General features: G+C 52.5%; 29 protein-coding genes and 9 tRNA genes. 18 read left to right on the top strand and 20 right to left on the bottom strand.

The window, feature by feature from the left end; all coding sequences use genetic code 11:
* Nucleotides 1-26: 26 nt before the first annotated feature.
* The 4 genes from ABD971_RS12985 to ABD971_RS12970 all read left to right on the top strand — a co-directional run bounded on the left by ABD971_RS12985 (nt 27) and on the right by ABD971_RS12970 (nt 3,379).
* Entirely contained in the window at nt 27-746 is a 720-nt protein-coding gene (locus tag ABD971_RS12985) for a hypothetical protein (RefSeq protein ID WP_345322659.1), read from the top strand.
* Complete coding sequence (locus ABD971_RS12980) at nt 743-1,198, top strand: phage holin family protein (protein WP_345322657.1); 456 nt, start codon at nt 743-745, stop codon at nt 1,196-1,198. Before ABD971_RS12985 ends, ABD971_RS12980 begins: the two co-directional genes overlap by 4 nt.
* On the top strand, nt 1,174-2,574 hold the full coding sequence (locus ABD971_RS12975; protein ID WP_345322655.1) for a DUF3618 domain-containing protein: 1,401 nt from the start codon (nt 1,174-1,176) through the stop codon (nt 2,572-2,574). Before ABD971_RS12980 ends, ABD971_RS12975 begins: the two co-directional genes overlap by 25 nt.
* A gap of 487 nt (nt 2,575-3,061) precedes the next feature.
* Nucleotides 3,062-3,379, top strand: coding sequence for a four helix bundle protein (locus tag ABD971_RS12970; protein ID WP_345322653.1), 318 nt, complete (start codon nt 3,062-3,064; stop codon nt 3,377-3,379).
* Between the two features lie 38 nt (nt 3,380-3,417).
* Here the strand turns inward: ABD971_RS12970 and ABD971_RS12965 are convergent.
* The 6 genes from ABD971_RS12965 to ABD971_RS12940 form a co-directional block, all read right to left on the bottom strand.
* Nucleotides 3,418-3,489, bottom strand: a tRNA-Leu gene (locus ABD971_RS12965).
* 111 nt (nt 3,490-3,600) lie between these two features.
* Nucleotides 3,601-3,674 (bottom strand) — tRNA-Leu (locus tag ABD971_RS12960).
* A 64-nt stretch (nt 3,675-3,738) separates the two neighbouring features.
* Complete coding sequence (locus ABD971_RS12955) at nt 3,739-4,008, bottom strand: hypothetical protein (RefSeq protein WP_345322651.1); 270 nt, start codon at nt 4,006-4,008, stop codon at nt 3,739-3,741.
* 517 nt (nt 4,009-4,525) lie between these two features.
* Nucleotides 4,526-4,600: transfer RNA gene (locus tag ABD971_RS12950), tRNA-Glu, on the bottom strand.
* Between the two features lie 80 nt (nt 4,601-4,680).
* Nucleotides 4,681-4,753 (bottom strand) — tRNA-Asp (locus ABD971_RS12945).
* A gap of 368 nt (nt 4,754-5,121) precedes the next feature.
* A tRNA-Asn gene (locus tag ABD971_RS12940) sits at nt 5,122-5,193 on the bottom strand.
* A 50-nt stretch (nt 5,194-5,243) separates the two neighbouring features.
* On the opposite strand from ABD971_RS12940, the gene ABD971_RS12935 reads away from it, so the two are divergent.
* On the top strand, nt 5,244-5,603 hold the full coding sequence (locus ABD971_RS12935) for a four helix bundle protein (protein ID WP_345322649.1): 360 nt from the start codon (nt 5,244-5,246) through the stop codon (nt 5,601-5,603).
* 17 nt (nt 5,604-5,620) lie between these two features.
* Here ABD971_RS12935 and ABD971_RS12930 read toward each other — a convergent pair.
* The 4 genes from ABD971_RS12930 to ABD971_RS12915 form a co-directional block, all read right to left on the bottom strand.
* Nucleotides 5,621-5,691, bottom strand: a tRNA-Gly gene (locus tag ABD971_RS12930).
* A 204-nt stretch (nt 5,692-5,895) separates the two neighbouring features.
* Nucleotides 5,896-5,968, bottom strand: a tRNA-Lys gene (locus ABD971_RS12925).
* Nucleotides 5,969-6,266: 298 nt separating this feature from the next.
* Nucleotides 6,267-6,339: transfer RNA gene (locus tag ABD971_RS12920), tRNA-Pro, on the bottom strand.
* A gap of 58 nt (nt 6,340-6,397) precedes the next feature.
* Nucleotides 6,398-6,469: transfer RNA gene (locus ABD971_RS12915), tRNA-Phe, on the bottom strand.
* 790 nt (nt 6,470-7,259) lie between these two features.
* Between ABD971_RS12915 and ABD971_RS12910 the strand changes: the two genes are divergently transcribed.
* From ABD971_RS12910 to ABD971_RS12900, 3 genes are all read left to right on the top strand, one after another.
* Nucleotides 7,260-7,820, top strand: coding sequence for a DUF1569 domain-containing protein (locus tag ABD971_RS12910; protein WP_339944464.1), 561 nt, complete (start codon nt 7,260-7,262; stop codon nt 7,818-7,820).
* A gap of 786 nt (nt 7,821-8,606) precedes the next feature.
* Nucleotides 8,607-9,074, top strand: a complete 468-nt coding sequence (locus ABD971_RS12905) for a hypothetical protein (protein ID WP_345322647.1) — start codon at nt 8,607-8,609, stop codon at nt 9,072-9,074.
* An 891-nt stretch (nt 9,075-9,965) separates the two neighbouring features.
* The gene (locus tag ABD971_RS12900) at nt 9,966-10,478 is read left to right on the top strand and encodes a GNAT family N-acetyltransferase (RefSeq protein ID WP_345322645.1); all 513 of its coding nucleotides are present in this window, start codon (nt 9,966-9,968) and stop codon (nt 10,476-10,478) included.
* A 1,109-nt stretch (nt 10,479-11,587) separates the two neighbouring features.
* Here ABD971_RS12900 and ABD971_RS12895 read toward each other — a convergent pair.
* On the bottom strand, nt 11,588-12,697 hold the full coding sequence (locus ABD971_RS12895) for a cell division protein ZipA C-terminal FtsZ-binding domain-containing protein (RefSeq protein ID WP_345322643.1): 1,110 nt from the start codon (nt 12,695-12,697) through the stop codon (nt 11,588-11,590).
* Between the two features lie 723 nt (nt 12,698-13,420).
* Here ABD971_RS12895 and ABD971_RS12890 point away from each other — a divergent pair.
* The 9 genes from ABD971_RS12890 (at nt 13,421) to ABD971_RS12855 (ending at nt 18,123) form a co-directional block, all read left to right on the top strand.
* The gene (locus ABD971_RS12890) at nt 13,421-13,771 is read left to right on the top strand and encodes a hypothetical protein (protein WP_345322641.1); all 351 of its coding nucleotides are present in this window, start codon (nt 13,421-13,423) and stop codon (nt 13,769-13,771) included.
* A gap of 258 nt (nt 13,772-14,029) precedes the next feature.
* Complete coding sequence (locus ABD971_RS36060) at nt 14,030-14,137, top strand: DUF4274 domain-containing protein (RefSeq protein WP_425571309.1); 108 nt, start codon at nt 14,030-14,032, stop codon at nt 14,135-14,137.
* A 37-nt stretch (nt 14,138-14,174) separates the two neighbouring features.
* Complete coding sequence (locus tag ABD971_RS12885; RefSeq protein ID WP_345322639.1) at nt 14,175-14,363, top strand: hypothetical protein; 189 nt, start codon at nt 14,175-14,177, stop codon at nt 14,361-14,363.
* 147 nt (nt 14,364-14,510) lie between these two features.
* On the top strand, nt 14,511-15,068 hold the full coding sequence (locus tag ABD971_RS12880) for a hypothetical protein (protein WP_345322637.1): 558 nt from the start codon (nt 14,511-14,513) through the stop codon (nt 15,066-15,068).
* 143 nt (nt 15,069-15,211) lie between these two features.
* Entirely contained in the window at nt 15,212-15,526 is a 315-nt protein-coding gene (locus tag ABD971_RS12875) for a hypothetical protein (RefSeq protein ID WP_345322635.1), read from the top strand.
* Nucleotides 15,527-15,705: 179 nt separating this feature from the next.
* Complete coding sequence (locus ABD971_RS12870; RefSeq protein WP_339944482.1) at nt 15,706-16,173, top strand: hypothetical protein; 468 nt, start codon at nt 15,706-15,708, stop codon at nt 16,171-16,173.
* Between the two features lie 194 nt (nt 16,174-16,367).
* Nucleotides 16,368-16,898, top strand: coding sequence for a hypothetical protein (locus ABD971_RS12865; protein WP_345322631.1), 531 nt, complete (start codon nt 16,368-16,370; stop codon nt 16,896-16,898).
* Nucleotides 16,899-16,943: 45 nt separating this feature from the next.
* Nucleotides 16,944-17,537, top strand: a complete 594-nt coding sequence (locus ABD971_RS12860; RefSeq protein ID WP_345322629.1) for a hypothetical protein — start codon at nt 16,944-16,946, stop codon at nt 17,535-17,537.
* 103 nt (nt 17,538-17,640) lie between these two features.
* The gene (locus ABD971_RS12855; protein WP_345322627.1) at nt 17,641-18,123 is read left to right on the top strand and encodes a hypothetical protein; all 483 of its coding nucleotides are present in this window, start codon (nt 17,641-17,643) and stop codon (nt 18,121-18,123) included.
* A 1,148-nt stretch (nt 18,124-19,271) separates the two neighbouring features.
* Here ABD971_RS12855 and ABD971_RS12850 read toward each other — a convergent pair.
* From ABD971_RS12850 to ABD971_RS12815, 9 genes are all read right to left on the bottom strand, one after another.
* A complete protein-coding gene (locus tag ABD971_RS12850) occupies nt 19,272-19,904 on the bottom strand; it encodes a hypothetical protein (protein ID WP_345322625.1) in 633 nt (210 codons plus the stop codon).
* 1,224 nt (nt 19,905-21,128) lie between these two features.
* Complete coding sequence (locus ABD971_RS12845; protein ID WP_345322623.1) at nt 21,129-21,689, bottom strand: hypothetical protein; 561 nt, start codon at nt 21,687-21,689, stop codon at nt 21,129-21,131.
* Nucleotides 21,690-21,979: 290 nt separating this feature from the next.
* A complete protein-coding gene (locus ABD971_RS12840; protein ID WP_345322621.1) occupies nt 21,980-22,528 on the bottom strand; it encodes a hypothetical protein in 549 nt (182 codons plus the stop codon).
* A gap of 94 nt (nt 22,529-22,622) precedes the next feature.
* Entirely contained in the window at nt 22,623-23,165 is a 543-nt protein-coding gene (locus ABD971_RS12835) for a DUF4240 domain-containing protein (RefSeq protein ID WP_345322619.1), read from the bottom strand.
* A 125-nt stretch (nt 23,166-23,290) separates the two neighbouring features.
* Nucleotides 23,291-24,034, bottom strand: coding sequence for a metallophosphoesterase family protein (locus tag ABD971_RS12830; RefSeq protein WP_345322617.1), 744 nt, complete (start codon nt 24,032-24,034; stop codon nt 23,291-23,293).
* A 93-nt stretch (nt 24,035-24,127) separates the two neighbouring features.
* Complete coding sequence (locus tag ABD971_RS12825; RefSeq protein WP_345322615.1) at nt 24,128-24,763, bottom strand: hypothetical protein; 636 nt, start codon at nt 24,761-24,763, stop codon at nt 24,128-24,130.
* Between the two features lie 223 nt (nt 24,764-24,986).
* Entirely contained in the window at nt 24,987-25,484 is a 498-nt protein-coding gene (locus tag ABD971_RS12820) for a hypothetical protein (RefSeq protein ID WP_345322613.1), read from the bottom strand.
* Nucleotides 25,485-25,666: 182 nt separating this feature from the next.
* Nucleotides 25,667-26,017, bottom strand: coding sequence for a ClpX C4-type zinc finger protein (locus ABD971_RS36055; RefSeq protein WP_425571301.1), 351 nt, complete (start codon nt 26,015-26,017; stop codon nt 25,667-25,669).
* A gap of 127 nt (nt 26,018-26,144) precedes the next feature.
* Nucleotides 26,145-26,498: a hypothetical protein gene (locus ABD971_RS12815; protein WP_345322610.1), complete on the bottom strand. Its 354-nt coding sequence runs from the start codon at nt 26,496-26,498 to the stop codon at nt 26,145-26,147.
* Between the two features lie 31 nt (nt 26,499-26,529).
* Here ABD971_RS12815 and ABD971_RS12810 point away from each other — a divergent pair.
* On the top strand, nt 26,530-26,818 hold a 289-nt coding region (locus ABD971_RS12810), incomplete at its 3' end, for a hypothetical protein (protein WP_345322607.1).

Genomic DNA, 26,818 nt, shown 5'->3' with positions numbered 1-26,818 from the left:
CTACCCTCAAACAGAAGGAGTTTGATATGGCTCAGACAACATACGGTGCGTCAAACCCTAACGCTGGCACGGGTGTCCCGTCCGGTGGGCGCCCCCAAAGTAATCAGACCAACGGCGCTGATCGAGCGAAACAGAAAGCCGGAGATGCTGTTGAGACTGCAAAACAGCAAGCAACTCAGACGCAGGAAGAACTGGAGCAGCAAGCGGCCGAAGTGGCTACCGCTGCGAAGCAAAAGGCAGTGGAAGCTGCGGAAGCAGCAAAGCAATCGGGCCGCAAGTATGCGCATGAAAAGAAGGCCCGGCTGGCGGATGAGCTGGGCATTTTCAGCGGCGCCATTCGCAAAGCGTCAAGCAAGTTGCACGAAGAGCAGCATGATTCGCTTGCCAGCTACGTTGATGCCGCAGCCGAGCAACTCGATCACGTACGCGAATCTCTTCTGTCCAAGGATGTCGGCGACCTGATCGCGGATGTGCAGGACTTTACACGCCGCCGGCCGGAAGTCGTATACGGTGGATTGTTCGTAGCGGGATTGGCTGCGATGCGGTTCTTGAAAGCATCGAAACCAGAGCGTCAAACGCAGACTGGCCAAACGCAGACTGGCCGTGCAGACCTGAAACGACATTACAACCGACCTCTATCCGCATTCGAGCGAGATCCATTGCCAGCCAATGCCGGTCGTTCAACCGCCGGCACTCTGGCAACAGACGGTGTCAATCCGAACACCCCAGGAGGTATGCAATCATGAGTACTGACTATCAAGCGGACGGAAAAAGCCGGGTAGGGAATCATCAGGGCGACACACGAACGTTATCGGATTTGATCAAAGAGTTGCGAGACGAATCCGTGGCTTTGGTTCGCGAAGAAGTGGCGCTCGCAAAAACAGAAATGGGCGAGAAGGTTAACAAGGTCGGTCGCAATTCAGCGATGCTGCTCGCTGGAGCCGCAGTGGCTCACCTGGGGCTGATCTTCATTCTGCTGGCGGCTTCCGCTGGGTTGGAACGCTTCTACGACTCGCTCGGGATGTGGTTCCACGGCGATTGGATCGCACCTTTGGTTGTGGGGCTGATCGTAGGCATCATCGGTACGGTGATGTTATTGAAAGCCAGGAAGACGCTCTCGGAAACAACCCCCGTGCCCGAACGAACTATCGAATCATTGAAGGAGGACAAGCAATGGCTACAAGCCAAAACCAAATAGACGGTCGCGTTCCACGAACCGACGATCTCGATCGTCGCGACAGCGATGAAATCAAACGTCGAATCGACCGAACCCGTGGTGCGATGGACGAGACGCTCGACGAGCTTGGCGATCGCTTGAATCCACGCAACTTGTTGGACGATGTTATCGAGATCTTCCGCTCCCCCACGGCTCAGGACACTGCGAAACGAGCGAGTGGTGCGGCAGGCGATTTTGCGACGAATCTCGGTCGTCAAATTCGTGACAATCCGATCGGCGCGACGCTAGTGGGCGCCGGATTGGCGTGGCTTGCATTGGGAAGTCGACACGATGACGAAGAGGATGACTACGATCGCATCCCACGTCGACGTTCCTTGCAAAACCGATATTTTGCTGAAGACGACGATGAAGATGAGTTCGGATACTACACCGAAGAAGACTTGTTGCTTGACACCTCTGCGGAGGCCGACCATCGACATGGGCGTTTAGTCATCCCAGAGAGCTATGGCGAACACGATGACTCCGACGGAATTGCCAGTACTGCGAAGCAGAAAGCATCCTCCGCGGCCCGTTCCGTCACAGACGCCAGCAGCTCCGCGTGGGAATCGACGAAAGGCGCTGCATCATCGACAGCCGAAACGGTCTCCAACGCGGCCAGTAGCGCCGGTGCAACGCTCAGCGACGCAGCGTCGTCGGTTGTCGACGGGGTGAAGTCAGCGGCATCGTCGGTTGGCTCTGCCGCCTCATCAGCCGGTTCGGCAACCAGCGAGGCGTCCCGACGTGCCTACTTGCGAAGTCGTGCGGCGGCGCGGGACGCCGCACGAGGCACTCGACGTGGATCGCGACGTGCGGGGCGTTATGCATCGTCAGCAAGCGACCGCGCCGGCGAGCAAGCCTCAGCAGCTTACGACGCAACAGCTCGCCGTATACGCCGCGCCCACGATGAATCGCCACTTGCGCTCGGCTTGGGGGTCCTCGCCCTTGGCGCACTCGCCGGGGCGTTGATCCCGCGAACACGGCGTGAAGACGAACTGATGGGTGAAGCATCGGACGAGCTGGTCGAACAAGCTAAACAGGCTAGCCAGGAAGTGTACGAGGAAGGCCGCGAGGCCGTGCAACGAACCGTCGATACGGCAAAGCAATCGGCTCAGTCGCAAGATCTAACCGGTGATAGTTTGGCGAAACGGGCGACACGCGTTGTCGAAAAGGCAGCCGAATCCATCTCCGACGCTGCGAAAGAAGAGGGTTTGCATCCTCAACAACTGAAAGATGATGCAAAGACGATTGCAGAGGACGTGAAGCAGCAAGCTGAGTCAGAAGCCAATGACGCAGCCAAGTCCGCCAAAGCAGAAGCAGGAAAACTAGACACCGATGCGGAGAAAGCCCTAAAGAAGTAGTGGATCCGCTGGACTGCAGTTCATTCCTGCGTCCCTCCGACGTTCGCCTCCGCGGACGTCGGATTTTTTTGGTACAGCTTAGGATCGCAATACTGAAAAAACATAGATAACGGAAAGACAAATTCCCAACAGCCTACCTCTCAAGATTATCGCGTCATCGGGCCAGTGGACTAGACGGGGCGCACGACCGATACAACCCTCAAATGTTCGCGACATAGCTGAGCCTATCGAACAGTGAAGGAGGACCTGATCGCTACGACCGCTAGGGCCAGTGTTTTCAAACCGGGCAACCCGGGAAGCAAACCGCCGGCCGGGGATCAAATCTGCTGTCGTCAGAGGCTCACGCTCACCCGCAGACGATCCCGCTGTCGCGGCCAGACGCCCGATAGACGCCTGTCATCGATCCCCCAGCGATATCCGTCTAGCAATTAGCTTCCCAAGTAAGGAGAAACAAATGAGAGATCACAAGAAATTACGTGCTTTTTAATTGGCCGATGAAGTTGCGTTGCTCACGTATAAGTTCACGGCGAACTTTCCCCGTGAAGAGCAGTTTGCCTTGACATCGCAAATGAGGCGTGCGGCGGTTTCCATCCCATCAAATATCGTTGAAGGATGTGGAAGACAAACAGAAGCTGAATTCTTACGATTCCTCGATATCGCATACGGTTCGCTACGAGAACTCGAGTACCAAACCTCGCTTGGCGTTCGCCTTGGTTTTGGAGCCGAACACGCGGAATTTCAGGCCAAGTTGGACGAAACATCAAAAGTTCTAGCCGCGTTGATCCGCACGATCCGAAAGAGCTAACGGCTAATCAGCCAATCAGCTAATTGCTAACTGGCTAATGCTGAGGGCGGGAGTCGAACCCGCAAGCACTTGTTCCTAAGACAAGCGGCTCGCCGTTGGCCTACCTCAGCGTTTGCGAAAAGTGGAGCACCGGGGAATCGAAAAAGCGATTTTCTGCGTGCAAAACAGACGTCTTCCCGTTGGACGAGCGCCCCATGTTGTTCTTCGTTGAATTTAAAAAATGCCCAGAGCAGGAGTCGAACCTGCAAACACTCGGGTTTAAAGCGAGCCGCTCGGCCGGTTGGCGTATCTAGGCGTTGATCGCTGGTGCCGCTGGGAAGGACGCGACCGACCGCGTCCCTCCCTTGGCTGCCAACGTGTTACGCTCGGAGTCGCGGCGTACTGTCGCCCGTCGACTTGCGGTGATTCTTGATTGCCTTGTGCGAATCAGGAAGTTGGTCGCCTTCGACGATCTCGTCACCGACGAATTCGACCACCCAACCGTCGACCCAACCTACGTTGTCCTCTTTCAACCTCAGCACGCGGCCGACTTTCGCAAACTCTTGCGGAATGTACGATGTCGTTCGCACTGATCCGCCGGCGATGTCGCGTCTCATCGCACATTGCACGTACTTCACATTTCTGGACATCGTCGTTCTCCTTGGTTAATTGCGGGCCAGCGTCACCGTGACGCCAGCAGTAGTCCCGGATGGAATCTTTGGAAGTTTGAAGTAAGAAGGGTGAAGTTTGAAATGGGTTCGCGTGATTGTGTCACACTTCAAACTACTGACCTCAAACTTCGAATCGCCCTGACTAACTGGTTTGGAATCAGCAGTGCTACCGTTACACCAGCGACGTGTGTGTTTGCAAAAGTGGGAACGCAAGGAATCGCACCTCTCGCCGACTACCACACAATTAAAGGCAGAAGATTTACAGTCTCCCGTGTGGAAACGCTCCCATGATTCAGTCAATGCAGCGGAAGCCCCAAAGTGGATTCTGCACTCGAGCACATCGACGGTTTCACCGCAGCTGTTTTCAAGACAGTGTCCTCATCCGGCCGGGTGACTTCCTGGAATAGCGTGTTAGCATTTAGCGGATTAGCTGTTAGCAGGACCTGGTCCTAAAAAGCTAATCGCTAATTGGCTAACAGCTAATCGGCTAGCCAAGTGACGTGAGCGGGAATCGAACCCGCGGACTCCTGGATGAAAACCAGACGATTCTTCCATCAGAATCTACCACGCCACAACAGTCCGTAGTCTGGAGCTAATAGTCTCGAGGTCTTTGCTATTGACTGAAGACTGTCTGCTAACAGCTATTGAAAGCGATGGCAACGGGAGTCGAACCAGCAACGACTTGATAGACAATCAAGCTTCCTTCCCAGAGGAAATTGCCACCGTTGGTCAGGTGTCAGGTATCAGTAGTCAGGCTTCAGATCTCGCTTCCGACGCCTGAGCCCTGAGGCCTGAAGTCTGAAGCCTGCTCTAGCACTCCGTCCGGGAATTGAACCCGATCTGCGAGCTTCAAAGGTCATGAGCGCGACTACGCGCCGGAGAGAGTATTTGCAAAACAATCAAAAGAGTGTCGTGTGGGAGTCGAACCCACCTAGCCGGATTGGAAGCCCGCGGGCACCGACCGGCATGGATGCCGGTTGGTCGATTTGCCGCTCGGCCAAGGACACAAGATATGCGGTAGCTTGAAGGGCGAAGTGTGGAACGAAGCGAGCTATTCCACACTTCTCACTTCACCCTTCAAACTTCGCGAAGCTCCGGCGGATGGACTCGAACCATCACTCGTCTCCTTAACAGGGAGCCGCCTTACCATTGGGCCACACCGGAATAGAATCAGACATCAGGTATCAGGTTTCAGACTTCAGAAAGGAAAAATCATGCGAGACTACAGAAAACTGCGAGCGTTTGAGTTGGCTGACCAACTGGCTATGGCTGTCTACAAATGCACATCAACCTTCCCGAAAGAGGAAATGTTTGGGCTAACCTCACAGCTTCGCCGTGCTGCTGTTTCCGGCCCGTCGAATATTGTTGAAGGAAGTGCCAAATCATCACAGGCCGACTACGTGCGCTTTCTCGAAATTGCTTACGGCTCGGTTTGTGAAGTTGAATACCAACTTACGATCGCTCAGAGGCTGTCCTATCTCGATGAAAGAGCGGCGATCGAAGTAATTGCGATTACAAACGAGACGGGACGAGTTCTCAACGGTTTGCTCCGTTCTCTGAAGTCTGACTCCTGAAGTCTGAAGCCTGACCAAGCGCCCAGTGAGAATCGAACTCACACTTCCGCCATGGCAAGGCAGCAGGCTACCGCTACATCATGGGCGCAAAAATGCATCACTACCAAATTGTCAAAGATCGGATCAGGCTTCAGGTCTCAGTCTTCAGACTCCAGATTTTGTTCTGAAGCCTGACTCCTGATTGCTGAAGTCTGACATAGAGCACCGAGCCGGAACCGAACCCGCATAACCCCGCTCGCGACGGAGGAGTCTTGCCGTTAGACCATCAGTGCTTGTTTCAAAATGTGTCAAGTGGGATCGGTGAGAATCGAACTCACATCGCTCGGATTAAGAGTCCGATGCATTACCTTGTCTGCCACAATCCCAAAAAATAGTTGTGAGTCTTGAGTCGCGAGTCTTGAGTTTCCGTGCTCAGGACACATCCCTCAGGACTCGAGTCTCTCGTCAGTCGGCGCCAGCGGGAATTTCAGCCGCGCTCTGTCGCCTTATAAGGACCTTGGAAGTTTGAAGGGCGAAGTTCGAAGTTTGGAAACTTATTCACACTTCACTCTTCTGACTTCAAACTTTCAAAGTGGTAGCCCCGAGGATCGAACTCAGCGCGACCCGCGTATCAGGCGGATTTGGGCGACCAGCCCTCGACTACCATGTTGTCGTTTCAAAAAGTCGGACACCTCGGAGTCGAACCGAGAGCCTCCTGGTCCCAAACCAGGCGTGCTTCCATCTGCACCTGTATCCGATGTTGTGTTGGTTCAATCGCCGCGGCGGTTGCCGTTGGCGCATATCTTCCTTGTCAGTGGGCCGGGAGGCGCTCGAATCCTCGTCTGCGGTTCTTCAAACCGCCGCTAGACCGTCTCAGCTACCAGCCCTTGGACGGCTGATTAACAATTAGCTTGTTAGCGATTAGCGTTCACATATCTGGCTAGTTGCTAACTCGCTAACAGCTAATCCGCTAACAAACGAAAAAAGGCTCAGGTGTCTGCGTGACCCCCGAGCCTTATGGAACCGAGCCTTCATGAAGAAGTCGTTCGCTAATGAAAGCGAGTGTCACATCAGACGCGGATACGCCGGGGCATCATTCAAATTCAACGGGCTGTCACTATGGACAGGGGCGCCGAAGAGACTGCCTTCGTGTATCTGTTCGAGTCGACTGGATTGGGTTTTCATTTGTAAAAACATCAGAAAGCTCGTTACTCGCCGTAGCGTGAATGTGACTTGTGTGTTCGGAGAGATAGACGCGTTCGCGTCACGATGGTTCGCGTAAAATCTCGCTTTCACAAAAATAGAGATGCGCTGGCACCGTGTTCTATTTCATTAAACGCCGAGAAACCTAATCAATACTCACAGCAATGAACGTTGGTAACTTGCAGGCAAATGATCGAATTGCAGCGGATGCGAGCGCTGGCTATCTCAGCTTCCTTACGGCCCTATTAGGGAGATCCAGTTCATTTTGTTTCGGGTTGCGTTGGTTTGATGACTCACGTGTCTAGGCGGGCCACCGATCCGTTTCCTTGACACCGAGGGCTGCCAACGAACATACTCTCGGGACTTAACAAGGTCGTCCTATCCGGTCGGTATAACGGATACGATCTTTGACGGCCAATCGACCGCTTCAATCTGCATTGACCTGTTACAGGAAACATAGAAAGAGAACTCTGAATGCCTCAAAGACGAATGGATCTGTACTTCCCCAATTTGAACGCCGCTTGCGAGGACGTTCGTCACTTGCGTCAAGTTGGCAATGAGTTGACCGGGCAATGGAGTCTTGCCCAGATTCTCGACCACCTGAATCTTTCGTTGCAGATGACGCTCACCGGTGCTGAGTTCACGTTCCCTGTTCTTTTGCGGCCACTGTTTCGAGTAATGTTCAGCCGCACGCTGCGTGTTGGGAAGCCGTCGAAATTGCGTGGAAAGGCTCCAAAGGAGATTCAGCCCTCCGCAGATCTTGATGAAGATTCCTGTGCAAATCGCTTTTATGAACTTTGCGATACCCTAATGCAGCCCGACACCAAATTCGTTGACACCTATCCGATGCTCGGGCGGTTAAACCGGCAGCAGTGGCTTCGATTGCAACAGTGGCATTGTGCTCATCATTTGAGTTTCGCGGTGCCCCACGTATCTCGATCAAACATCGTCTACGAGTCCCAGCGACTTAGTGGCACGACGGGACTCGTAGCCTCGTCCACTACAGAGAAAACAATTCACCGGCGTGATTTGTAACAAGACTCGATTGACGAAGTTATTTCTGAAAAGTGCCTTAACGCAGGACTTGCCCAGCAAACACGCGGCGTTCCCCGAACGCAGAATCGTACAACCCCAGCAATATGGGTTTGTTTTTCTGACTACACGTTTGGCAAATCAATATGTCCACCATGAGCATTTGCCAACCAAATTACTTGACCTGAGATTCTGGTTCTCCGATACTCGGTGATTCCCCAAGCGGAGATAAGTTCTCGTCGCACAGGCGATAAAACTTGCTGTGTCATTGGTCCGACCAGCGGCAACACCCGTGGGATTAACTTAGCACCTCGACAACCGAAGATAATTACCTCGCACCCCGATTGGAAATTAGTATTCGATGAATTGGCCTTGGCGGTCCAACGTGATATGGCGGCTTAAGGCCGAGAATGTTTTTTGCTGCAAACGTGACGAGTGTCGGACTGCAAAACGGGGAACCTAAGAAGTGGGAACCACAGATGAACTCGGATTCACGCAGATGCGTCAGAAGGTAATTGGCGTTCATCTGTGGTTTCATTTGTTACCAGTTTTTTGTGCTGTGAAGATGGTTGTACAGTGCGCAGGCAGTGCGAAGAGCGGGCTTTTGCTGGCGTCAATCGATGCGCTACAATCAACGGACGGACAGCGGCAAAACATCGGGGCACAACACGCTGCACCTGCGTTGGCCGCCGAACTTTTTCCTGTTAGACAACTCTATCGGGCCAACCGGGTAACCACCAACGTGATGCCACCGCGAATTTGCTCATGATCGCATCAAACCAACTAACTATGACCGGCGTAGACGGTAAGTCTGTGTATTCGTTTGCAGACGATGGAGAACTTTACACTCATCGCAATCGCAAGCTGCCGTCGGGGGAACCGCGCGAAGAACACGGGATCGTCATCGAAACGAAGTTGCCTGCTTTACAGGGTGGGGACGACTACGACTCCGAATGCGTGATAAGTCTGTCATGGGTTGATGCTCATTTTGATTCTGAATCGATCCTAGAGAAGCTGATAGAAATCCCTACTTCGTACGACGAATCCATTGCTGACCATGTGACAAACCTTTATTACTACGAACACCTCGGATTTGACAATGTTCGCTTACGATTCGTTGATCGTGATGATGACCGATTTCGAATTGAATTGACCGGCGCATGTGACGATCCAAACAATGGTCCTGATGGTCGACTGGACATACACGTCGACACCGTTGTCAGGCTACGGCGAGTTAGCGCCGAACAAACAGGTTAGTCTGATATAGGGCAGAACAATGCGATGCACGACAAGTCGCCGAGTCGTGGTTTTTGGAAGTGAATGATCACTCGCGGCGACCGGTTGATTACCAACGTTCTGCAACAAAATGACTGATATCGTTTCCCACCGATACCTGCACAAAGTTTGAGTGAGGACTGTTTTGCTGACTTCCTCTGATCTGTTTGCCGTTCGCCCTGATTACAGTGCGTCGCCGTGCCGCGTTGCTACACCTACGCTGCCAAATGGAGACGCTGTTTGGCAGCAATCTGGTGTGGCACCAGAGCATGCAGCGCAATATCTTGACGCCTCCCTTGATGCGGAGTTAGTGGACTCGGGACGGTGGTGCGACTTTATTCTGAACATGTCTCCTCCATCACTCACCGTAACAGAGAATTTTTACCAATCATGGGCATCGTCGTTTGACATGGCGTTTGTGCCATTTCCTATTCGGATTCGTCGCACGTTTCGGCGGCCTAAACTTTACCGCTTTCTCGTGCCGCTGCATCGCTACCAAATCGTTGACTTTAATGCCGCTAAGTTGGAATATTTTGACGGCGTACGAGACCCGAAATTCGCGAGAAGGGTTCTGAATTGGGTTATTGATGCCTCCCAGGTTCCGAACTTGCAGGTGTTTTCCGATCGGTTGGGACTCACTATCGCAACGGCGGATTTTGCCTCGATCCTTGAATCTGCAACCGGCATCAAAACAATACGTTTGGACAAGCTACATGAACCATTGCGAGGATCGTAATTTGCACAGTGCGTCCTTTCGTCGTTCCTCGGCATCTACCCACGACATGCACCGCGCATCCGGACTTGCTAAACTCGGCCATCACAATGTCAACCGCCGGATCGCGGTAACGTCAAACGTTATTCGAATGGAACTTCATGATCTCCTGTCGCAGAGCAACGAACGCAGATGTCGACCTGTTTCGAAGCATCAGGCTTCGCGCACTTCAAGACAGCCCTGATGCGTTCGGCTCAACCTACGAAGCTGCGATCAAAAGAGATCATGCTTCGTGGAGAGGTCAGCTTCTTTCCACCAGTCATGGAATCAATCGCAATACTCAATTTGCCTTTGCCGCGGATAAGTGTGTCGGATTAGCCGCATTGTACCGCGATCAAGACACCGCCAATGGTGAGATCGTGCAGATGTGGGTTGCCCCCGATCATCGAGGTTCGCCCGCAGCGTCAATGCTACTGGGGCAACTGCGAATCTGGGCCGCCGAAGTAGGCATCCATAACCTCAATTTGTCGGTCACAAACACCAACGGTAGGGCCATCAAGTTTTATGAAAACCAAGGATTTCGTTCTACTGGAGAGTGTGTTAGGACTGACCCTAAACGCGAACTGCAGGGAATCCTGATGACGCTCAAGCTCGCCTCCCGACGCGGCGGATAAAAATTGAATGGTGACATTGCGGCGATGGCCGCTGTTCACAAATGGAAACTCAACTGCCGCCGCCCACGCATCGCCGCCATTCGCCAACAGGTTTTCGTGTTTGATGTCTAATCCTTACACCCCATCACCGAATACTGCCTTTTCTGATTCGTATTCGCATCAGGAGAAACGTGGTCACCCCGCGGTTCTGATTGCCTCCTATGCGTTAGGCATGGTCGCCGGATTCTGCGTTACCGTAGCATTCTTCGAATGGTTCCATGAAGGGCTTGTGCAATCTGATGTTGTAGCTCGAAAGGTGATCCAGCAGCTCTCGCGGCCCTCCTTCGCAATTCCGTGTTTCCTTGCTGGGTTCCTTCTGACAATGGGTTGGAAACGTGTTCGACGCAAGTGGCGTGCGCACTACGATTCAAAGGTTACAACAAGGTTTGTGGGCGGATGTGTCTTCGTTTGTGCTTTTTTCGCATCGGGCAATTTGGTTAAGTATCCACTATGGGCAGTGACGGGTAGCGGTTCGAGTGAGCTGATCGTCGTACCCTTGGCTTTTATCGCAGCTACGTTGGCCGCGATTGAGTTGGAGGCGGCTCTGTGCCAGTCGGTACCAACGTGCGGCGAACCAGACGATGCGTGTGAGTCGACGAATTAAGACCATTGAAGTGGCGAGTCGTTTATCGCGGCCACGTGTTCACAATTCGTTATTCGAGAGACGTCCAACATGCTCGCTCCCGTGAAATAGTCGCTGCCGCTTAGGATTGACAACAACGCATCATTCGTCCGAGGCGATAAAGATTTAAGGGCTCGGCCTAGGCCCCAAAGTTCTCGTGGCGTTTCGGGAGCGAAAACGTACCTAACAATGTTGCTTCGAATCTCTTCGGCGTTCCACGATTCTGCCTGCTCTGCGGTTGCGTCGACCTTTTTATGCTCGGCGATCATGTCGTGCCAATGTTCTGGATTCTTCACGAACTCTCTGAACCCCGGCTGCTTTTGCGTTTGGCCTGCGCCAGTCCTCATGAACTGACGAATTGCGAGGCCAACGACCAGAATGACGAGGACGACAACAAAAAACTTGGTCACGTAGCATTTTCCTTTTGCAAAGTTGGCAATCCGCGTTGCTAAAACATTCGCAATGCGGGGCCGGTTCCAGGCTCAAAGCCGAGTTCGGCCAAATCGCTTGCGATCTGCTCTACGTTCTCGAGCAACACTGGCATCAGAAGCTCGCTCTCGCCGAGTGTGTAGTGAACACTACCGCCCAAGCGACGCTGGCAATACCGGACAGCTTTATCCATCCGACGAATGACTTCAACGGGCTGACAAGTTCGAGGGACACTGCAGATAAAGATCAAATCGCCTGTTTGAAGCTGGCCGGCAGCGATTTGCTCTGGAAGAAAGTATCCAGGGGGCGTTGAGGTTTCCACACTAAAAAAGTAATCGTCCCCTGCTCCCCCCTCGTTGACCCAGTGAAAGCAATCCATGTCTCCCCATTGCAGACCGAGGCACTGCATAACGTCCCATATATCGCGTCCCTCGAAATGCTTGCCCTTTTCCGCAACGAGATGGATCGCTGCAGTCCGATCGTACTTTTCCGACAGCCCAGTAAGAGTCTTGGCGTGCTTCGCAGCCTCAGCCGGAGACTTGCTCGGAGTCGTGTTACAGTCGCCGATGTATTCGACTGCTAGTTCCGCCACTGCGCTGAGTCTTGCTTCGTACTCTGATTCGAAAGCGGGGCGGAAATCAGGCTTCCACGTTTGGTTGTAGTCGTAAGCTATTTTCAGTCCCGTCACTTCCTCCGGCCCATCCGCCGAAACAAGAAACGTCCAAAAACCGGATTGACTATCCCTGCCGTAAAGAGAGCAAGACCCGAACTTCTCTCGAAACGTTTCGCCAAATTGTGATGCCAGTCGTTTGGCGTCGATCGATTTATTCGCAGGGAATTCGACATCGATGCCCCATTCGACAGCTGGTTCAGGCAAATACTCGTCGCGATCATAATCTTTCGGTTCCGAATCCGGTTTCCAATCACCAAGGATATGGCTTGCATCTTCAGACCCTACATTCGGCAAGACCTTGTCGGCACGAGCCTGGGATTCGCTGCTCGTCCTGAGATAGAGATTTTCCAGCGGGGCGTCAGGCATGACCTCGTCCTTCGGATGACAACCAAGTGAAAACGCGATACAGAGGCTCGCGGTACAGAGGCTCACGATAGGTAATAATGTTGATTTCATAGTTGGCATTCTAACCGAATTCATACTCGGACAAACAAAACAAACTGTGCCTAATAAGGCGGCTGTTCCGGTGGTCCTGGTTGGAAACGCTATTTCGATGGAGGCGTTCGCCCAGCGTGGCCGGCTTCCTGGCCGCTTCTGGCCGTCCACGCTCGCCCGTGTCGCGATTTGTTTCCTTCTTTGTGTCGGGCTCCGCCTCAACCGCCGGCGTCGTTCACAGAAAACATGGTTGGTCGTTATCAATTCGTGTCTGTGTTGTCTCATCTATGAGCGAACCGGTGCTTTGTGTGAAACACAGGAGCCATTGGCCGAACAAGTTGTTGACATCGTGCGGAACCAGGCCCTGCTAATTGTTGACGCGGAGGCTAGAACCGGCGATAATCGCGTTCTGGCTGGTTCTCACCAACCGGCGATAACACCCGACTTCACCACTTATCGCGGGAGCAACCGGCAATAATTACCTCGTTCGCCGACAAGACACAAACGTTACTTTGAATGTCGCCTCCCAATTCGCAAACAAACGATTCTCTGGGCGAAGCACTGCCGGCTTCCGTCCTGAACGCAAGTCGGAGAAATGGCATTCTCGTGATCGGCGTGGTCGCTCTTTCTGGTTTCGCCATTCAACTCTGCACAGACCTTTGGGTTGACGGGCAAACATCCCTCCGGGAGTGCCTGATCACTTGGCTTTTCTTTGCGGTCAGTGGATTTCTAGTGGCCAGTCTTATGCACCGCATCCTTAAAACGCATGCACCAACGGTCGAATTTCAGACCGACATGATCGCGGTACGTTACGGCAAGTACACATTGAAAGCGAACGTCAAAGACTGTCACGTTCGTCAAGGGCGAGCTAGCGAAATGAGGTTAGCCGGTGGTGTCGTCTTGTGGTCGTGGCTCCCCGTTATCCTTATCGATCTGCCTCCATTTTGGATCATGCGACTTGGACTGCGTAACCATCCGCGGCGCATCAACACAGTAGCTGTCGGCTACACAACGGAGACTCGAGAGGCGTGGGAGCGTGCACTGTTGCGAGTGTTAAATCGGCGTGACGAATCCGGTACTCAGAATCTGGTTTAAGCTACAATGGCGGCGAACCATGCCGTGGACACGGAGGACGGCATCGTGTTTTTACAAATGGAAAATCTACTCTCCGTCCCCGGTCACTGCTCGGGTAACGCGGCCGTTATGTGGCAAGGCACATATGACCGCACCAGAGCTATCGGCTAAGCAAGGAATGAGAATCGAGTATCTCGCGACAGATGAGTGGGGCGTCGATACCGGCTCTTACAACGACGATGCGAGTTCGTGGCTGAACTTCGACCGAACTCTGGCCCAATGTCGTCGGTCGAACTCCACCACTTCGCGTATAATTTCAACTGGGACTCCGGTGTCAAGGAACTGCACAGGATCATCGAATATCCAGAATGCGATGCACAGCCCTAACGATTCATTGGCTAGCCAGCCCCTCGAATACTACGAAATGGAGTCTCCAAACGAGGCGTTTCCGGGTGCAGATGAGATCGTTGGACTGTTCCACAAAATCGAAGACATGATCGGTGGCGACCAATTCAACGAATCCCAAATTGCTTGCGACCCCAGCAACATCTTGGGACAATCGATGCTGCGAAGCTCGGCTCGAGAGCGTGACCTTATTCCCGACCAGATGTAACAAACGCGGAGCGGCGTGGAAGTTACGCCCCTCGTTTGCTGAAAGCCACGTACCCATTGCATGCACCGGCGTTGCCGCCTTTGCCGTTTTCGAAATTGAGCGTCGCTGGCGGCAACCCGGTGATGCACAATTCGTTATCCGACTGAAATGATTGATCGCAAACACAACGCAAAATCTTGTTGGTTGATTGGGTCTACTGCCATTATGCTGGTTCTTTTCTTCCGTGGACAACATCTGCTCGGGCAATCCACCGGTATCTTATACGCGACCATTGTGTTTGCAATCGCTTTGATCGGATATCGCAATCTTTACGTCCAAGCTCCATCGTCGATCGTCATTGTGCTGTACTCAATCTTTGCGACGGTATCTGTCGCCATCATGTTTTCGCCTGCCACCTTCAGTCCCGACGTTCAGCACTTCATCGACAAGCAAGCAACAGACCGCAATGTCCGCGCCGAGTTAACGACGCTAATTGGCGCGAACACCGACTACACCGACATCGTGATTGAGACAAAACATCTGAAGGTGGTTTTCGTCTCTATCTCCGGCACTGTTCCCAGTCGTCCCGCGATTGACCAACTTCTCGCTGACTTGTCTCGCTTGGAATTCGTGCGATACTGTAGTCTTCGTGGTCGCGTGATTGCCCGGGACACGGGAGTGGTTCATGAATTCTCGCACAACGATTTCAACTTCGACACGAGCTAGACATTGGGGCACCCTCGCATGCACCGGAGTCCTGGTGGTCCGTCTTCTCGTTTGCTTGCAAGTCGTTCGCCCGTCCCCGCTGATCCCGTACGGTTCGCCAATCGAGAAGACGAAGTGCTTACCGTTCACCCCGGTGATTTCTGATGCGTCTGGATCAATACACACTCAAACATGGAATGTGGAACACCGCCGTGTTCGCGGTCTTTTGTGCATTCGCGTCGACCTATCCGCATCTAGTAACGTTTGGTGGCGTGATTCCCATCGCAGCAATCGCATTCTCGAACTCGCGACGAAAACTTATGACCTTCCTCACGGTTGCTACGTTTACCGCAAACGCTGTGATGTTGTCTTTTGCATTTAGCGGCGAACATCCGGATATGGGCGACGGGGTCGTCGCGACGATCGGCGCAATCATGGGACTTGCGTTCGACAGGATTGTTTTCCGCCCCCATCTGTAAGCGGGATTTGCTAAACTGCTTAGGAAATGAACATCATGCTGATGCGCTTTTGGCAAACAATGCGATGCACGCCGAGCACTCAAAATCCCGTTCACTACGTGCCCACTCGTCCGTTCGTGCCGGGTGATCGCCGCCGTTCGACTAGCACTCACCGCTCTCTATTACTCTTAGGAACCAACATGTTCAACCCAATGAAACTTCGTGCTGCTACGACTGTTATGATACTGACAGCGTTCATGGCCCCTGCAGTCGCACAGGATCAACAGCAACCCGCAGCAAAAAGCAAGGGACTTGTAGCGGATGCCTCTTCGACTCTGCATCAGAAAATGCTGGGTGAATGGGTGCTTTCAGGTGAGCCCGGTACTGAGATTGAACCTAAACCCGGCGCTAGGATGAAATTCTTTGGTCATAGCCACTGGATCATCACCGAACACGATCCGTCGACTGGCGTAGTGATTTTTCACCACGGCGGAACTTATGAACTTGATGGAGACAGCTACACGGAGAAATTGACGTTTGCAAATGAATCTACAAAACACATGATTGGCTTGGTCTTCAAATTCAAGATCAAGGTCGCAGACGGCAAATTCACGCAGGAAGGCGACGGCAATCCTTTTACCGAAGTTTGGACTCGACCAAAGAAATGAATCGACACGCCGGAGTCCCGTCCGATTCATGAATCGTCGTGACAGTGCAGTGACTGTACAGTGCAAGCGAATAACCCTCGCATACACTCGAGGACGGGTGGTTAGTTGTTTCGTCTGCTTGAAAATCTTTCGCCCGTCCCCGCTGACGCGTAATGTTCTCCGACTGACGTCCCTTCACTCCTGCAGTTCATGCAATGCACAAACTCGATTTGCTTCGTGATCAATGTCAAATCCAGCAATACGTTTGGGACCGTCTGGATAACTACGAACCGGAATGGGAGTGGGCGCTTGGCGACGTGGACCGCAAGGTCTCACTCATCTCGACCGGGTTCTCATTCGAGCAAAGCGGTTGGTTCGCGATGGTGCTTGACCGACGACCGCGCGCTCAATGCGACGGCGAATGGCAATCGCTGATCGCCCGCAATTCCCTTCCCATGCCGCACTGGGATCTCGAAGGCGAATACGACATTGAAGTAGCACACTACAACCCAAAATGGAAACCGCCCAAAAACGGATTCGATGAAGACTCGGTGACCCAGTTGTTCGGCGAAACTATCCGAGATGCTATACTGAACATGCGAGATCAAGGTGCGCTGAAGTATCCATTCCTGGCGTCGAATGCAGCTTTTTTTGTCGAAGAGCACGAAGGCCGGTATGGTTGGCCTGAATACAAGGCCTTACGTACTGATGGACGTTGCCGAATCAAGACCAATCGCGGCAGATAACGATGCAATGATACGGATCGGCGGTGGTCGCCGATTTCACAGTGGTTGAGTCGCTCGCCGCCCGCACATCGCCACCGTTATGCCAATAAAGGTTCTTTCACTATGTGTAGATTTTCTCATTTAATAATCACGTTGCTCCTATTATCGCCTGCGAGTGGAGCCAAGGCTGGAGAAGACGAACCAGCAGATTCGCCAGTACACGACATTGCGCGTGCCGTAGATCAACTTGAGAATGCGATTCAAGGCAAAGACCACCGCCCTCTGGAAGAGTTCGTAGCGGAGAATGCAACCTTCCAGGGCATGCGTTCCCTACGCAAAATGCTGAACGATGCGAAACCGGTGAAGTTTGATCCAGATAGCCGGCGGTTTTGGCTGCCGCTATCGAAGGTAGAGCCGAAGTCAAAGCTCGGTCCCTATTTGCCGGAGGGGGTGGATGCCCAAAACACTGTCCTCGTCTTCCGCGACACGGATGCGCGAGAAGATCGTCGTTTCCGTTTATTCTATTGGCTTACTAACACTGATGGAAAATGGATGGTGGTCTACAACGCCGACGGCTGGGACTCACTGGAGCCGCTCGCTTCGGCCGCGAAGAGCTTTCCAGACGATGACGAAAATCAAGATACCGAAACAAGACCGTGAACCGGGGCATCGAAGTCAGGCGAATTAGAAATTGCAATTGAAATTCCTTCGTCGCTGCCCGGTTACGGCGACCATTCTCCGACAGAATGAAACTCTAGCACCGATGTCTGAATTGCTCGCTGATTCATACGGATTGTCTCTCGCGATAGTCATTGGATGGTCCGCAGTGTGTTTCGGAGTCGCGGCGTTTTTCTGCAAGTCCTTTGGGGCATCGCGCAATCCGATTGAATGGCTGCCGTTCTTCTTCCTTGGGCCGCTGATACTCTTGGTCGCTTCGTTCGCAATCGCGATGTTGATTCCGATTGGTCTACTTCTGTCTTTGACCGGGTTTGCCGCCTTGCCATTTCGCAAAACGCCGGAGTTCACGTCCAACGGACTTTCCTTTCGTCAACGAGTCAGGGGGACTGAGGAAACACTGGCCTGGAACGAGATCAAGGAGTGGAAGACAATTGAGAACTATCCCTGCGACACCCACGCTATCCTCACCACCGCTGGTAAGTGGATCGAACTTCCACCATTGAACATTCAAGAAGTAACCCCATATTTGATCGAGTACGACATTCCTGTGGTGGCCGAGACTTTGTAGCGGATGGGACGTCATTTTAGACTCGTGTCGGTGTTGTCTCATCCATGAGCGAACCGCTGCGTTGTGTGAGATACAGCAGCCAGGCGCCGAACGTGTTGTCGCCATCGCGCGGAACCAGTCCCGACTAATTGTTGACGCGGAGTTTAGAACCGGGGATAATCGCGTTCTGGCTGGTTCTCATCACCCGGCGATAACAGACTGCTTCACCACTTATCGCGGGAGCAACCGGCGATAGTTACCTTGTTCCCCGACAAAGACTCAATCATCGCAAACGCACGCTGGATCGTGCCTGTTGACCACTGCAACGATCTGTATCTACACGATTCTTGGCACGATCATTTTGGTTTGCGTTTCTGACATCGCAATGACATGGGGCGATCCCTAGGGCGGTGCGAGCGGAAATCTTCCGCCCGTGTTGACAACGAATGAACGACTGTCTCGATCGGTTTCACCTGGAATTGCAGCGTTCATTTGCTTCGTGCTCTGCGGATTGCTTTGGCGATTCCGCAGGCGGTAGCCTATACACTACCTAGTCGCGGTCCAAAATGTACCGACTGCCTATCTGTGTTCATCCGCGTTTATCGGTGGTTCAAAGCCCTCCAATTCATCCCATTGTGCGTCGAAGAAGGTTCCTGCGTGCGAGAACGGGATGAACGTTCATCGTACGTTGATCAGTGCATGTTCCTCAAGAGCAGCACGCCAAATCACATCGTCGTTTCGTTGAAAATACTGCCGAAGGATTTCGCGTACTTCATCGCGGTCGACATCGTCCGTTTCGAACAATTTCGTTAGTGCGAGCGAATCATCCAATGACATTTTCTGTATATTGTCGGCCGTAGAGCAGCAACCATAACCAACAAACGATATTCGAACAAGAAATATTCTCCTATCGGGATCAATGTCAAAATCAGCAAATACGCTTCCACCTTGAAGGCACAAGGAAAACCGACACGGCCTCGTCGGCACTGTCCAAATATGCTTGGCAATCTTCATAACTTGCAGCGGATTCCAACGCTTTTGATTTGAGAATAGAGAGCCGGTCCCGCCCGACGAACGACCGGCATCACCGAGTCGGGAAAGTTGATGCTCAATTTGTAAAACCGTGCAAGCCCGACCTCAGTGCATGCCATGGTTCGCGATTCTGAGAACTAGGGTTCGCCATACTGCTCAGGACGGAGTGAACCATTTCGGTGGTGCCAGTATAAACGCTCCAAGTTTGACAGAGCAGCATTCAGGAATTGGCGATTCTGTTCCGTGCAACGGTCAACGAGCTCGCGCGTCTGGCGGATCGAATCGAAGAGCAATTCCTTTTGATTGTCATCCAAATGCCAACACGGTGAGACGATCAATTGATCGGCGATCGAATCTTCGACAAATCCGCAATCGGGTGGAATGATTCGCTGCCGGAATAGTTCCGACTGATAATGGACGATATCCTCCATATTCCCAACAGCAAACTCCACGACAGAAAGATCGAGGGTGACCTTCGCTGAGATGCTACACGCTCCCAACAATGATCCGTTCGGAGCGTCAGTACAGTCGTAGTTGAAGTCGAATCCATCCGGCAGTCGTTGGATGTGGTACGGAATCATCCAATCTGCAAGATTATCCAGGACCAACTCTAGTGACCGTGGGCGATCCGACGGAGCTGCAAAGTGTTCACACCAAGCGTTGGCGATTCGTCGACGGACACCAAGTTCCAGTACTGGCAATTCTTGAACGAAGCGTTCATCGGAAAGTTCGGATTCATGATGTTCCAGCATCCCGGAAATTCGAGTCATTCGTGTTGGGACGAGTTGTCGCAATACTTCCCAAGAGTGCGATTCACCATCGAGCACTAATTCGAGCTTTCCAATCCCTGCAACGTCGCGTTGCGGTCGCGTCAAGCCATCGGGGCGGCGAAAGCGGAGACCGGGAACTGTTGCTACTACGTTGACACAATCCATATTTGCTCGCGAACGCTGGTGTTCACCGGGCCGCGGCGAACGATGCTCTATTGTCAAGCCGCTCGGCTCTGCGGCTCCGTGTGCAACCCGACATTTGTAACGACGATCATCGGCAAACGTCGCCCAAATTTTATGTGGGGTTTCAATCAGAAGCGACCATGCACTAACGTCGAGTATTACGAGGCACAGACGGTTGACTACCCATTGCGAAAAACGCTGCATGCCGTGCTCCCAGCGAACTGAAGTCAGCAGCGACCGATTTGGAATAATCGGCAGCCACAACCCATGCAATATGACGTCGTAACTGCTCTTGGATGTTAACGAGTGCCTGAATCATGCATATGGTGCAAGACGCCGCAGTGTGTCCAATCTCCGTCACGAAATAGCGTGACAAATTACGCAGCCTGCAAGACTCAATACTGGGCGTGTGGCCAGCAGTTACCCAGGCGGTCCTTCGCATCCGCTCGTCAATAAGACCTTGCCAGTCCGCACGTTCACGGTTTGGTTATTCGCGGTTTTGAATCGATGTCGAAACGACGCTGCGGCGTATAGCCAAACCACAAAAAAAATTAGCCAACCAAGGGTGAGGCTTGGGTTGTCCGCCAATTCTTGCAGGTCAACGTGTCTCTCGAACATGCGGTACAGGCCAACGAAGGTTAGCAACACCAACGGAGCTAGGGCGAAATCAACGCAACTGCGCAATCTAGTGGAACCGAACCATTCGGACCAAAGGCAGAACAATGAAAGCGAAAGAAACAGCAGAATCAACACGTGACCATCGTGGATGAGAACCGTCGTGTTACTGCGGAAGTAGTTTCTAAAGAGATCAAAGAGATCGATCCAAGTTGAGGCTAATGCGAGGCACGCAAGAGTTGTTGCCAGCAAAACGAGTCGCGGTCGCCCGGCGATGGGTTCCGGAATTGGAAATGATGGCTGATAGGGATTCGTCATTACGATTTCAGTCGGAGAACGCCCCGCATCACTGAGTCGCGGGAGTTGATTGTCCATTCCAAAGCCGCCCGGTTCCGCAACTGCGGTTCAGCGCTTGTCATCCCGCCATTAGGAGTTGGCGAGCCATTGAAACATGCCATCATTCATCTTGGATTTCAGCCAATGCCCTGGAACAGAATCTGAAAATTTGACATCGTGTTCTTCGTCATCTAGGCAAGCGGTGAAAACGACGAAATCTGGCGTGACGCGATCATTGTCCCAATCCGTGCCATTGAGTTTGCGACAGGCGGAAGCTATCGCCCCGCCAATTTGATTGAGTAGCACGGGTGATTCGTCCTGATCAATTTGATGCGTGTACCATCTCAATAGTGATTCGTGTAGTTCCTGCGAATCAATTGTCAGCTCTGGGCCGCCGATGAATTCCCCCCACCCGTACGCCAAACGCGAAGCCTCATTAGCATCCGTCGTTTGTTTGTTGATCTCGCTTAACCGCTCAACGTTCAAAATGTAGATAGTCCGACCGTGTTCCGCATAGTCTTCGGGCTCAGCCTCCCAACCGAAATACGGTATGAATCCAGCGTAAAAAGTCTGATTAACGGGGAGTCTCGAAAGAGCGTCCGGAATCCCGCTTAAGTAAAGTGATGAGATTGTCTCAAGCAGTTGGTTCATGTTTGTCAAATCGCGATAACGGCAGAGGTCACCCGGCACGAACGGATAAGTGAACATTACGAAATAGTTTTTTGAGTGCTCGGATGCACCGGCATTGTTCGCCACATACGTTGCACCATGATTCACTGCCGAGCACTCGCGACCAGAGGATTGTATCGCCGGCGGAATCCGAAATCAAATCGATCGCGAGTGGAAATGCGCAGCCCTGAATTAGACGCAAATGCCGTGCTTTTGAATCGCCGAACGACCCGACATTGCGTAAGTGGCTCTGCGTTGGCGAACGGCCCGTGTCACTGGGCCGGCGGTGACGACTTTCCACTTAAAACCGGCTCGGCCGCCGGCTCTGATGAACGCGAGGGTTCAGAAGCTGTTCTCTGAACACCCTTCGGTGAAGCCATCAGAAAGCGAAGTTTGTTGGATTCATCGTTTCGCCATACCCTATACAGTTTTCGTTGTAGCCCAGAGTCGAACAACGAATCGAACCGTTGATCCAGTCGTGCAGCGCACGTATTGCGATCGGCTGGATCAATGGCTCCGTTTCCGCGTACGTATGCGTCAAGCCAGTCATAGACAAACGCACGCAAAGCGTCGAGAGTCCCCGGCATTTGTTCGGGCCGTACAGCTGCAATGCGGAACAGCGATTCAGCCGACGGCCCTACGTACTTGATTTCGTAGAACGCGCCCGCCCGTTGTTTGTAGAACGGGTTGTTTTGACTGAATTCATTGTCGACGTCAACAATCGACCGGTCGACGGGAAAGACGACAAGTTTGCGTTGTTCGTCCGCGAACAATTGTCCGCAGAACGCGACGAGCACAAAAATTGCTAGGGATGTTCTCATGATGTTAGTGCCCAACATCGGATATCACCGAGGACGCGCGAAAGACTCACCATCACTAGACCACTCAGCTCGCGTCCTTCGATGGATGCCATGGTTATATCCCGTATCGAGCTTCGGCCGCAATCAGTTTTGGAAATCGTGTGGGCAGATCTTCTTCTTCCCATTCTTCGCCTGCGGGTGAAGCTGGATGTTTGAATTCCATGATTCCGGCATCGTCCTCGGGCGTGTTCATCCGACGCAAGACATCAAGTGGAATATTGCCGAATTCTTCAAAGCGAGTGACCTCAATGCCAGGAGCGAACGCGACGTCGGCAAGCGAATCGACATCTGTCATCGCATTGTCGTAGACATCGCGGCCCATCGAGATCAGCCAGTTTCGAAAGTCAGCAAAGCCATCGTCGCTGCATCCGCCTTCGATTATGTAGCCAGCCGCCCACAAATCCCATCGGTAAGCATCGTGGAACAACTTGGTGAACGTGTTGGCAAACGAGCCGACATCTTGAGCGGACAATTCAGACAGCGCATCGCGAAGCCTTGCAACCTGTGAGTCCATGTCTCCATCACGACGATTCGGATCGAATTCGGAACGCGACTCGGCAATAATAGTCCAGAACCGTTCGTGGTTCATCAACGCCATGCAAAACTCCACTCAGTAGCAATTTCACTCGGAATAATATCGCCGATCTCGGGGCCCTGACGAGGAAAGTTCAATTGTCGAGTAACGCGACTTCGCCGCTCCCGTGCATTAGAATAGATATCGGGCTATCTGCCATGCAGTAAACGATCGCCATACATGTCGTCAATATTCGGATTCGCCCGAATTTTGTTTACCGTAGTTTCAACATCATACGCTACACGGTGAAACGTGACAAAGTTTCCGTCACGCGTCACAAATGTTGCACGAGGGTCGTCATCACGAGGTTGACCAACCGACCCAACAGTTACGATCGTTTTATCTGCGATCCCGATGTCGTAACAAATTCCTGGTTCCGGTTGAACAAATTCCCACGTTGAATCGTGTTGACGGTAAACACCGTTGAGATGGGCGTGGCCGCAAATACAAACGTTCTCAAATCGCTCCGCGATCTTGTTCAGTTTTCTGGAGTCGTATGTGTCCTCAGGGAACACCCAATCCGTTTTGCCTCGGGGCGTCCCGTGCACAAAATCAATTCCAGATTCGTTGTGGCTTTCGTGGTATGACCGAATGGTGGAGTACAGAAAATCGGAGTCCTCAGAAATGTCAAACTCGCGACGCACGTATTCGATGTGGCGATTCATCATGGAATTCCATTCGCTTGGGTCGTGCGCAAGTAGTGTCGCATCCCAGTCACCAAGTATGACGATGTCCCAATCGGAAGATCGACGGACGCATTCGATTGAATCGGGGCCGTAACAGACAAGGTCGCCGAGACATATGATGCGTGACGATTGTGAGTCGCCTATCGCGTCGAGTACAGCGTCCAACGCCTCAAGGTTACCGTGGATATCAGTGATGATCGCATCCATTGAAGTGTCCGATAGTGTCTACATTCACCCGGTCGCGACGAGTGATTGTCCATTTGAAAACGCCCGACTTCGCGACGCGAGTGCAATGTATTGCTATCTGGCCTTTGGCGCACCTTGCAAATTCCGGATCAGTGAGTTGCCGGCTTCCGATCTTGACCTGCTGAGAATTGGCCCGTTCGAGGGATATGCAAACGCTATAACGGAAGCGGATTCAAGTGGACCATCTGCCATGAAGTCACCGACTGGGGTCGAGGCAAAACAGGATAGCCCGGAAGTAGCAGACAGCTCCGCTGGATCGTCTTTGTTGTTATCAAAAATCACATCATTGACGACCATCTCTAAAACAAACATGGAGAATGATAGTGACATCGTTTCACCAAGCGGTTCTAGAGGGACGACAGGTGGGTCATCTATCCGCAAGTCTTGAGACATGACTCCCCAATTCGAAATCCCGTCTTCGTCCGTCAGCAATAGTAGCGCGTCATTCACGACGGATAGTTCTTGAGCAGGAATCCATAGATTTTGACCGTGGGAATCCCATTTCGACGAAAGTTGATACCATTCGCAAACAGCGGAAGGGATCGCAAACGAGTGTCGCGAGAGTATCAAGTGGAGTTCCGCCTCGGACATACCACATCGTGAATCGAACGATCCAACCCAGTTGCGGATAAATGCGACCAGCGGACGCCAACGTTCAGTGTTCGCCAATCGGTCCCATTCGTCGGTCATGATGCCACGTAGGTGAGTTGCCAGATACCTATCTTTTTTACCCCCGGGTCCGTCGGGTGATATGAGCAAATTCGACCTTATATCACTGGGTGAGTCAAGCGATTTGGGTTATATCACTCGGGAGAGAGTGACTCGAGGGATATATGGTTTTACCACACCAGAGCATGCTGGCGGGATTGAAGATCTCGGTCTTGAAACCGAAGGGACAGGCGTCGTCCAGCGTCTAACTCTCTGAGAATGATCGAGTTTGATTCGCTCGCTGACGGATCTCCTGGCAGTGTGGAGACAGTCGTCGAACCACTTGCCGAATTGAATCGATCCATTTTGGCGGCGGTTCGGGGAGATCAAATATACCGCTTTCGTAGACCGTTAATCCAGTGTGAGCTTTGCGCAGGAATGCAAAAACGTTTTCCATCGCCGATTCATCGGAATTGCTCACCAGTTGCATCGTCACCATGCACGTCGCTTTCTTGAGGCGCGAGATGATGGCATCACTATCGCGTCGGTTCTCGGCAAAACCGATCAGTAGATCAATATCGCCATCGAAGATGTCTGATCCGCGGTGCGACACGTCCACTAGAATTGCGCAATCGTGGTCGCCGCGTAGGATCGCGTCGCCATTAAGCCGATAGGAATCATCGGTCGCACGCAATCCGTATTCCAGGTCAGATAGGCAAATCGATACGCCGTCGTCGATCACGAAGCGGTCATACGTCGTCATCTAATTACCTGGGGGAACGTCGAGGATCACCCGGTCCTAGCGGTTGAGCAACCATTGCCCAAGAGACACTCGAGGACTCGGAGTGAATCCGTTGGTTCCCCCGTGAACTCGGTGAGTTTGAGTCAGAAAGCTTAACGCTAGCACGACCGAGCAGTATATTGAAGCGGGCATGCAACCCCGTGTCATTCCTCGTGTTCCGCGATTACACGGGCGCATATGACAAGACAGTCACTGCATATTGTCGCATCGCATTCGTTCGAGGCCAGGTGTATTCCGTTTGGTGGTAACTTCTCGCAAAAAGAGCAGGTAGCGCGGGGAAGCGGCGAATACGGGTTCGTTTTGTTTACGTCGTGCGGCGCAACCATTTGAGGGTCTGATTTTACAGCAGATTCGACACAGCCTGCGCAAATAAATACGTCGTGTGGCGCCTCAACGAGTAGACTGCAGTCGAGGTGGTGTACGGAACAGAAAGAACACCGTATACCGTTGAGGGCCTGAGTCCCAAGCAGAATTCGGAGCAACGATTTGAGCATTTGAATTTAATTCGGGTAACACTTACGTTAACCGGGTGGCGGCCAACGACGATGACTTTAAACTCCGCGCGAACCGCCACTCCGGTTCCACCTGCTGTTACCCCACGTCTGGCGTTTCGGGAGGAGCCTACGTAAAGGGTGATCCAAGTTGCTTCGCTATGACCTTGCAGATTTGTTCGATTCTGTCCCGCACCTCTTCTGCTCCGATCTCGTCCTTATGTTGCTTAACGGTGCTCTTCAAATGCGCCAGTACTTTGGGCGGGAATTTCCGAATCACGGTGACACCTGGGTTGTCAACGACGTCCTTCATTCGGTGTGAAAGAATGACCGGAGTGACGACTGGCCCCACAGGCATGTCCTCACGTTTCCGCGTATGAACGACATTTGCACCAGACTTGATTGCAGACTTAACGCCTTCTACGTCTAAGGCAAGAATTGCTTCCATGAGGTTCTGATCCAGCTTGTTGATATCGGGTGCCATAAGATGCCTTCACATAATTCCAGGCTCCGCCGTGTCGGACGAACGTCGCCGATCACGGGGCGGCGACAAGAAATTCTCAATTGTTAAAAACGCGACGTCGCCGCTCCCGTGCATCGGAATGGTTCAAGTAAGCCGCTATCGCGGCGGCGTGGATGCTTTATCTAGAGCGTCTAGTTTAGCCGATTCTCAGGGCGCTGGCATGTTTTCTTGTTGTTTTTTACTCTCTCAACAAGGATCTACCATGGTTAACTACGATCACCTCGCCACGATGAAGCTGCAGCGGTCCAAAACGATGCCCGAAGTACTCACCATCGAACAGG

It is taken from the genome of Novipirellula rosea, from assembly GCF_039541335.1.
Classification (GTDB): domain Bacteria; phylum Planctomycetota; class Planctomycetia; order Pirellulales; family Pirellulaceae; genus Novipirellula; species Novipirellula rosea.
Note: the sequence above shows the minus strand (reverse complement) of the source record. Positions and strands in the feature narration are given on the sequence as shown.

Excerpts from the sequence above, each read along its gene's own strand:
- ABD971_RS12985 (WP_345322659.1), top strand. The coding sequence starts at position 27 with ATGGCTCAGACAACATACGGTGCGTCAAACCCTAACGCTGGCACGGGT.
- ABD971_RS12980 (WP_345322657.1), top strand. The coding sequence starts at position 743 with ATGAGTACTGACTATCAAGCGGACGGAAAAAGCCGGGTAGGGAATCAT.
- ABD971_RS12975 (WP_345322655.1), top strand. The coding sequence starts at position 1,174 with ATGGCTACAAGCCAAAACCAAATAGACGGTCGCGTTCCACGAACCGAC.
- ABD971_RS12955 (WP_345322651.1), bottom strand. The coding sequence starts at position 4,008 with ATGTCCAGAAATGTGAAGTACGTGCAATGTGCGATGAGACGCGACATC.
- ABD971_RS12935 (WP_345322649.1), top strand. The coding sequence starts at position 5,244 with ATGCGAGACTACAGAAAACTGCGAGCGTTTGAGTTGGCTGACCAACTG.
- ABD971_RS12910 (WP_339944464.1), top strand. The coding sequence starts at position 7,260 with ATGCCTCAAAGACGAATGGATCTGTACTTCCCCAATTTGAACGCCGCT.
- ABD971_RS12905 (WP_345322647.1), top strand. The coding sequence starts at position 8,607 with ATGACCGGCGTAGACGGTAAGTCTGTGTATTCGTTTGCAGACGATGGA.
- ABD971_RS12900 (WP_345322645.1), top strand. The coding sequence starts at position 9,966 with ATGATCTCCTGTCGCAGAGCAACGAACGCAGATGTCGACCTGTTTCGA.
- ABD971_RS12895 (WP_345322643.1), bottom strand. The coding sequence starts at position 12,697 with ATGAAATCAACATTATTACCTATCGTGAGCCTCTGTACCGCGAGCCTC.
- ABD971_RS12890 (WP_345322641.1), top strand. The coding sequence starts at position 13,421 with ATGCACCGCATCCTTAAAACGCATGCACCAACGGTCGAATTTCAGACC.
- ABD971_RS36060 (WP_425571309.1), top strand. The coding sequence starts at position 14,030 with ATGTCGTCGGTCGAACTCCACCACTTCGCGTATAATTTCAACTGGGAC.
- ABD971_RS12885 (WP_345322639.1), top strand. The coding sequence starts at position 14,175 with ATGGAGTCTCCAAACGAGGCGTTTCCGGGTGCAGATGAGATCGTTGGA.
- ABD971_RS12880 (WP_345322637.1), top strand. The coding sequence starts at position 14,511 with ATGATTGATCGCAAACACAACGCAAAATCTTGTTGGTTGATTGGGTCT.
- ABD971_RS12875 (WP_345322635.1), top strand. The coding sequence starts at position 15,212 with ATGCGTCTGGATCAATACACACTCAAACATGGAATGTGGAACACCGCC.
- ABD971_RS12870 (WP_339944482.1), top strand. The coding sequence starts at position 15,706 with ATGTTCAACCCAATGAAACTTCGTGCTGCTACGACTGTTATGATACTG.
- ABD971_RS12865 (WP_345322631.1), top strand. The coding sequence starts at position 16,368 with ATGCACAAACTCGATTTGCTTCGTGATCAATGTCAAATCCAGCAATAC.
- ABD971_RS12855 (WP_345322627.1), top strand. The coding sequence starts at position 17,641 with ATGTCTGAATTGCTCGCTGATTCATACGGATTGTCTCTCGCGATAGTC.
- ABD971_RS12850 (WP_345322625.1), bottom strand. The coding sequence starts at position 19,904 with ATGACTCGAATTTCCGGGATGCTGGAACATCATGAATCCGAACTTTCC.
- ABD971_RS12845 (WP_345322623.1), bottom strand. The coding sequence starts at position 21,689 with ATGAACCAACTGCTTGAGACAATCTCATCACTTTACTTAAGCGGGATT.
- ABD971_RS12840 (WP_345322621.1), bottom strand. The coding sequence starts at position 22,528 with ATGAGAACATCCCTAGCAATTTTTGTGCTCGTCGCGTTCTGCGGACAA.
- ABD971_RS12835 (WP_345322619.1), bottom strand. The coding sequence starts at position 23,165 with ATGGCGTTGATGAACCACGAACGGTTCTGGACTATTATTGCCGAGTCG.
- ABD971_RS12830 (WP_345322617.1), bottom strand. The coding sequence starts at position 24,034 with ATGGATGCGATCATCACTGATATCCACGGTAACCTTGAGGCGTTGGAC.
- ABD971_RS12825 (WP_345322615.1), bottom strand. The coding sequence starts at position 24,763 with ATGACCGACGAATGGGACCGATTGGCGAACACTGAACGTTGGCGTCCG.
- ABD971_RS12820 (WP_345322613.1), bottom strand. The coding sequence starts at position 25,484 with ATGACGACGTATGACCGCTTCGTGATCGACGACGGCGTATCGATTTGC.
- ABD971_RS36055 (WP_425571301.1), bottom strand. The coding sequence starts at position 26,017 with ATGCTCAAATCGTTGCTCCGAATTCTGCTTGGGACTCAGGCCCTCAAC.
- ABD971_RS12815 (WP_345322610.1), bottom strand. The coding sequence starts at position 26,498 with ATGGCACCCGATATCAACAAGCTGGATCAGAACCTCATGGAAGCAATT.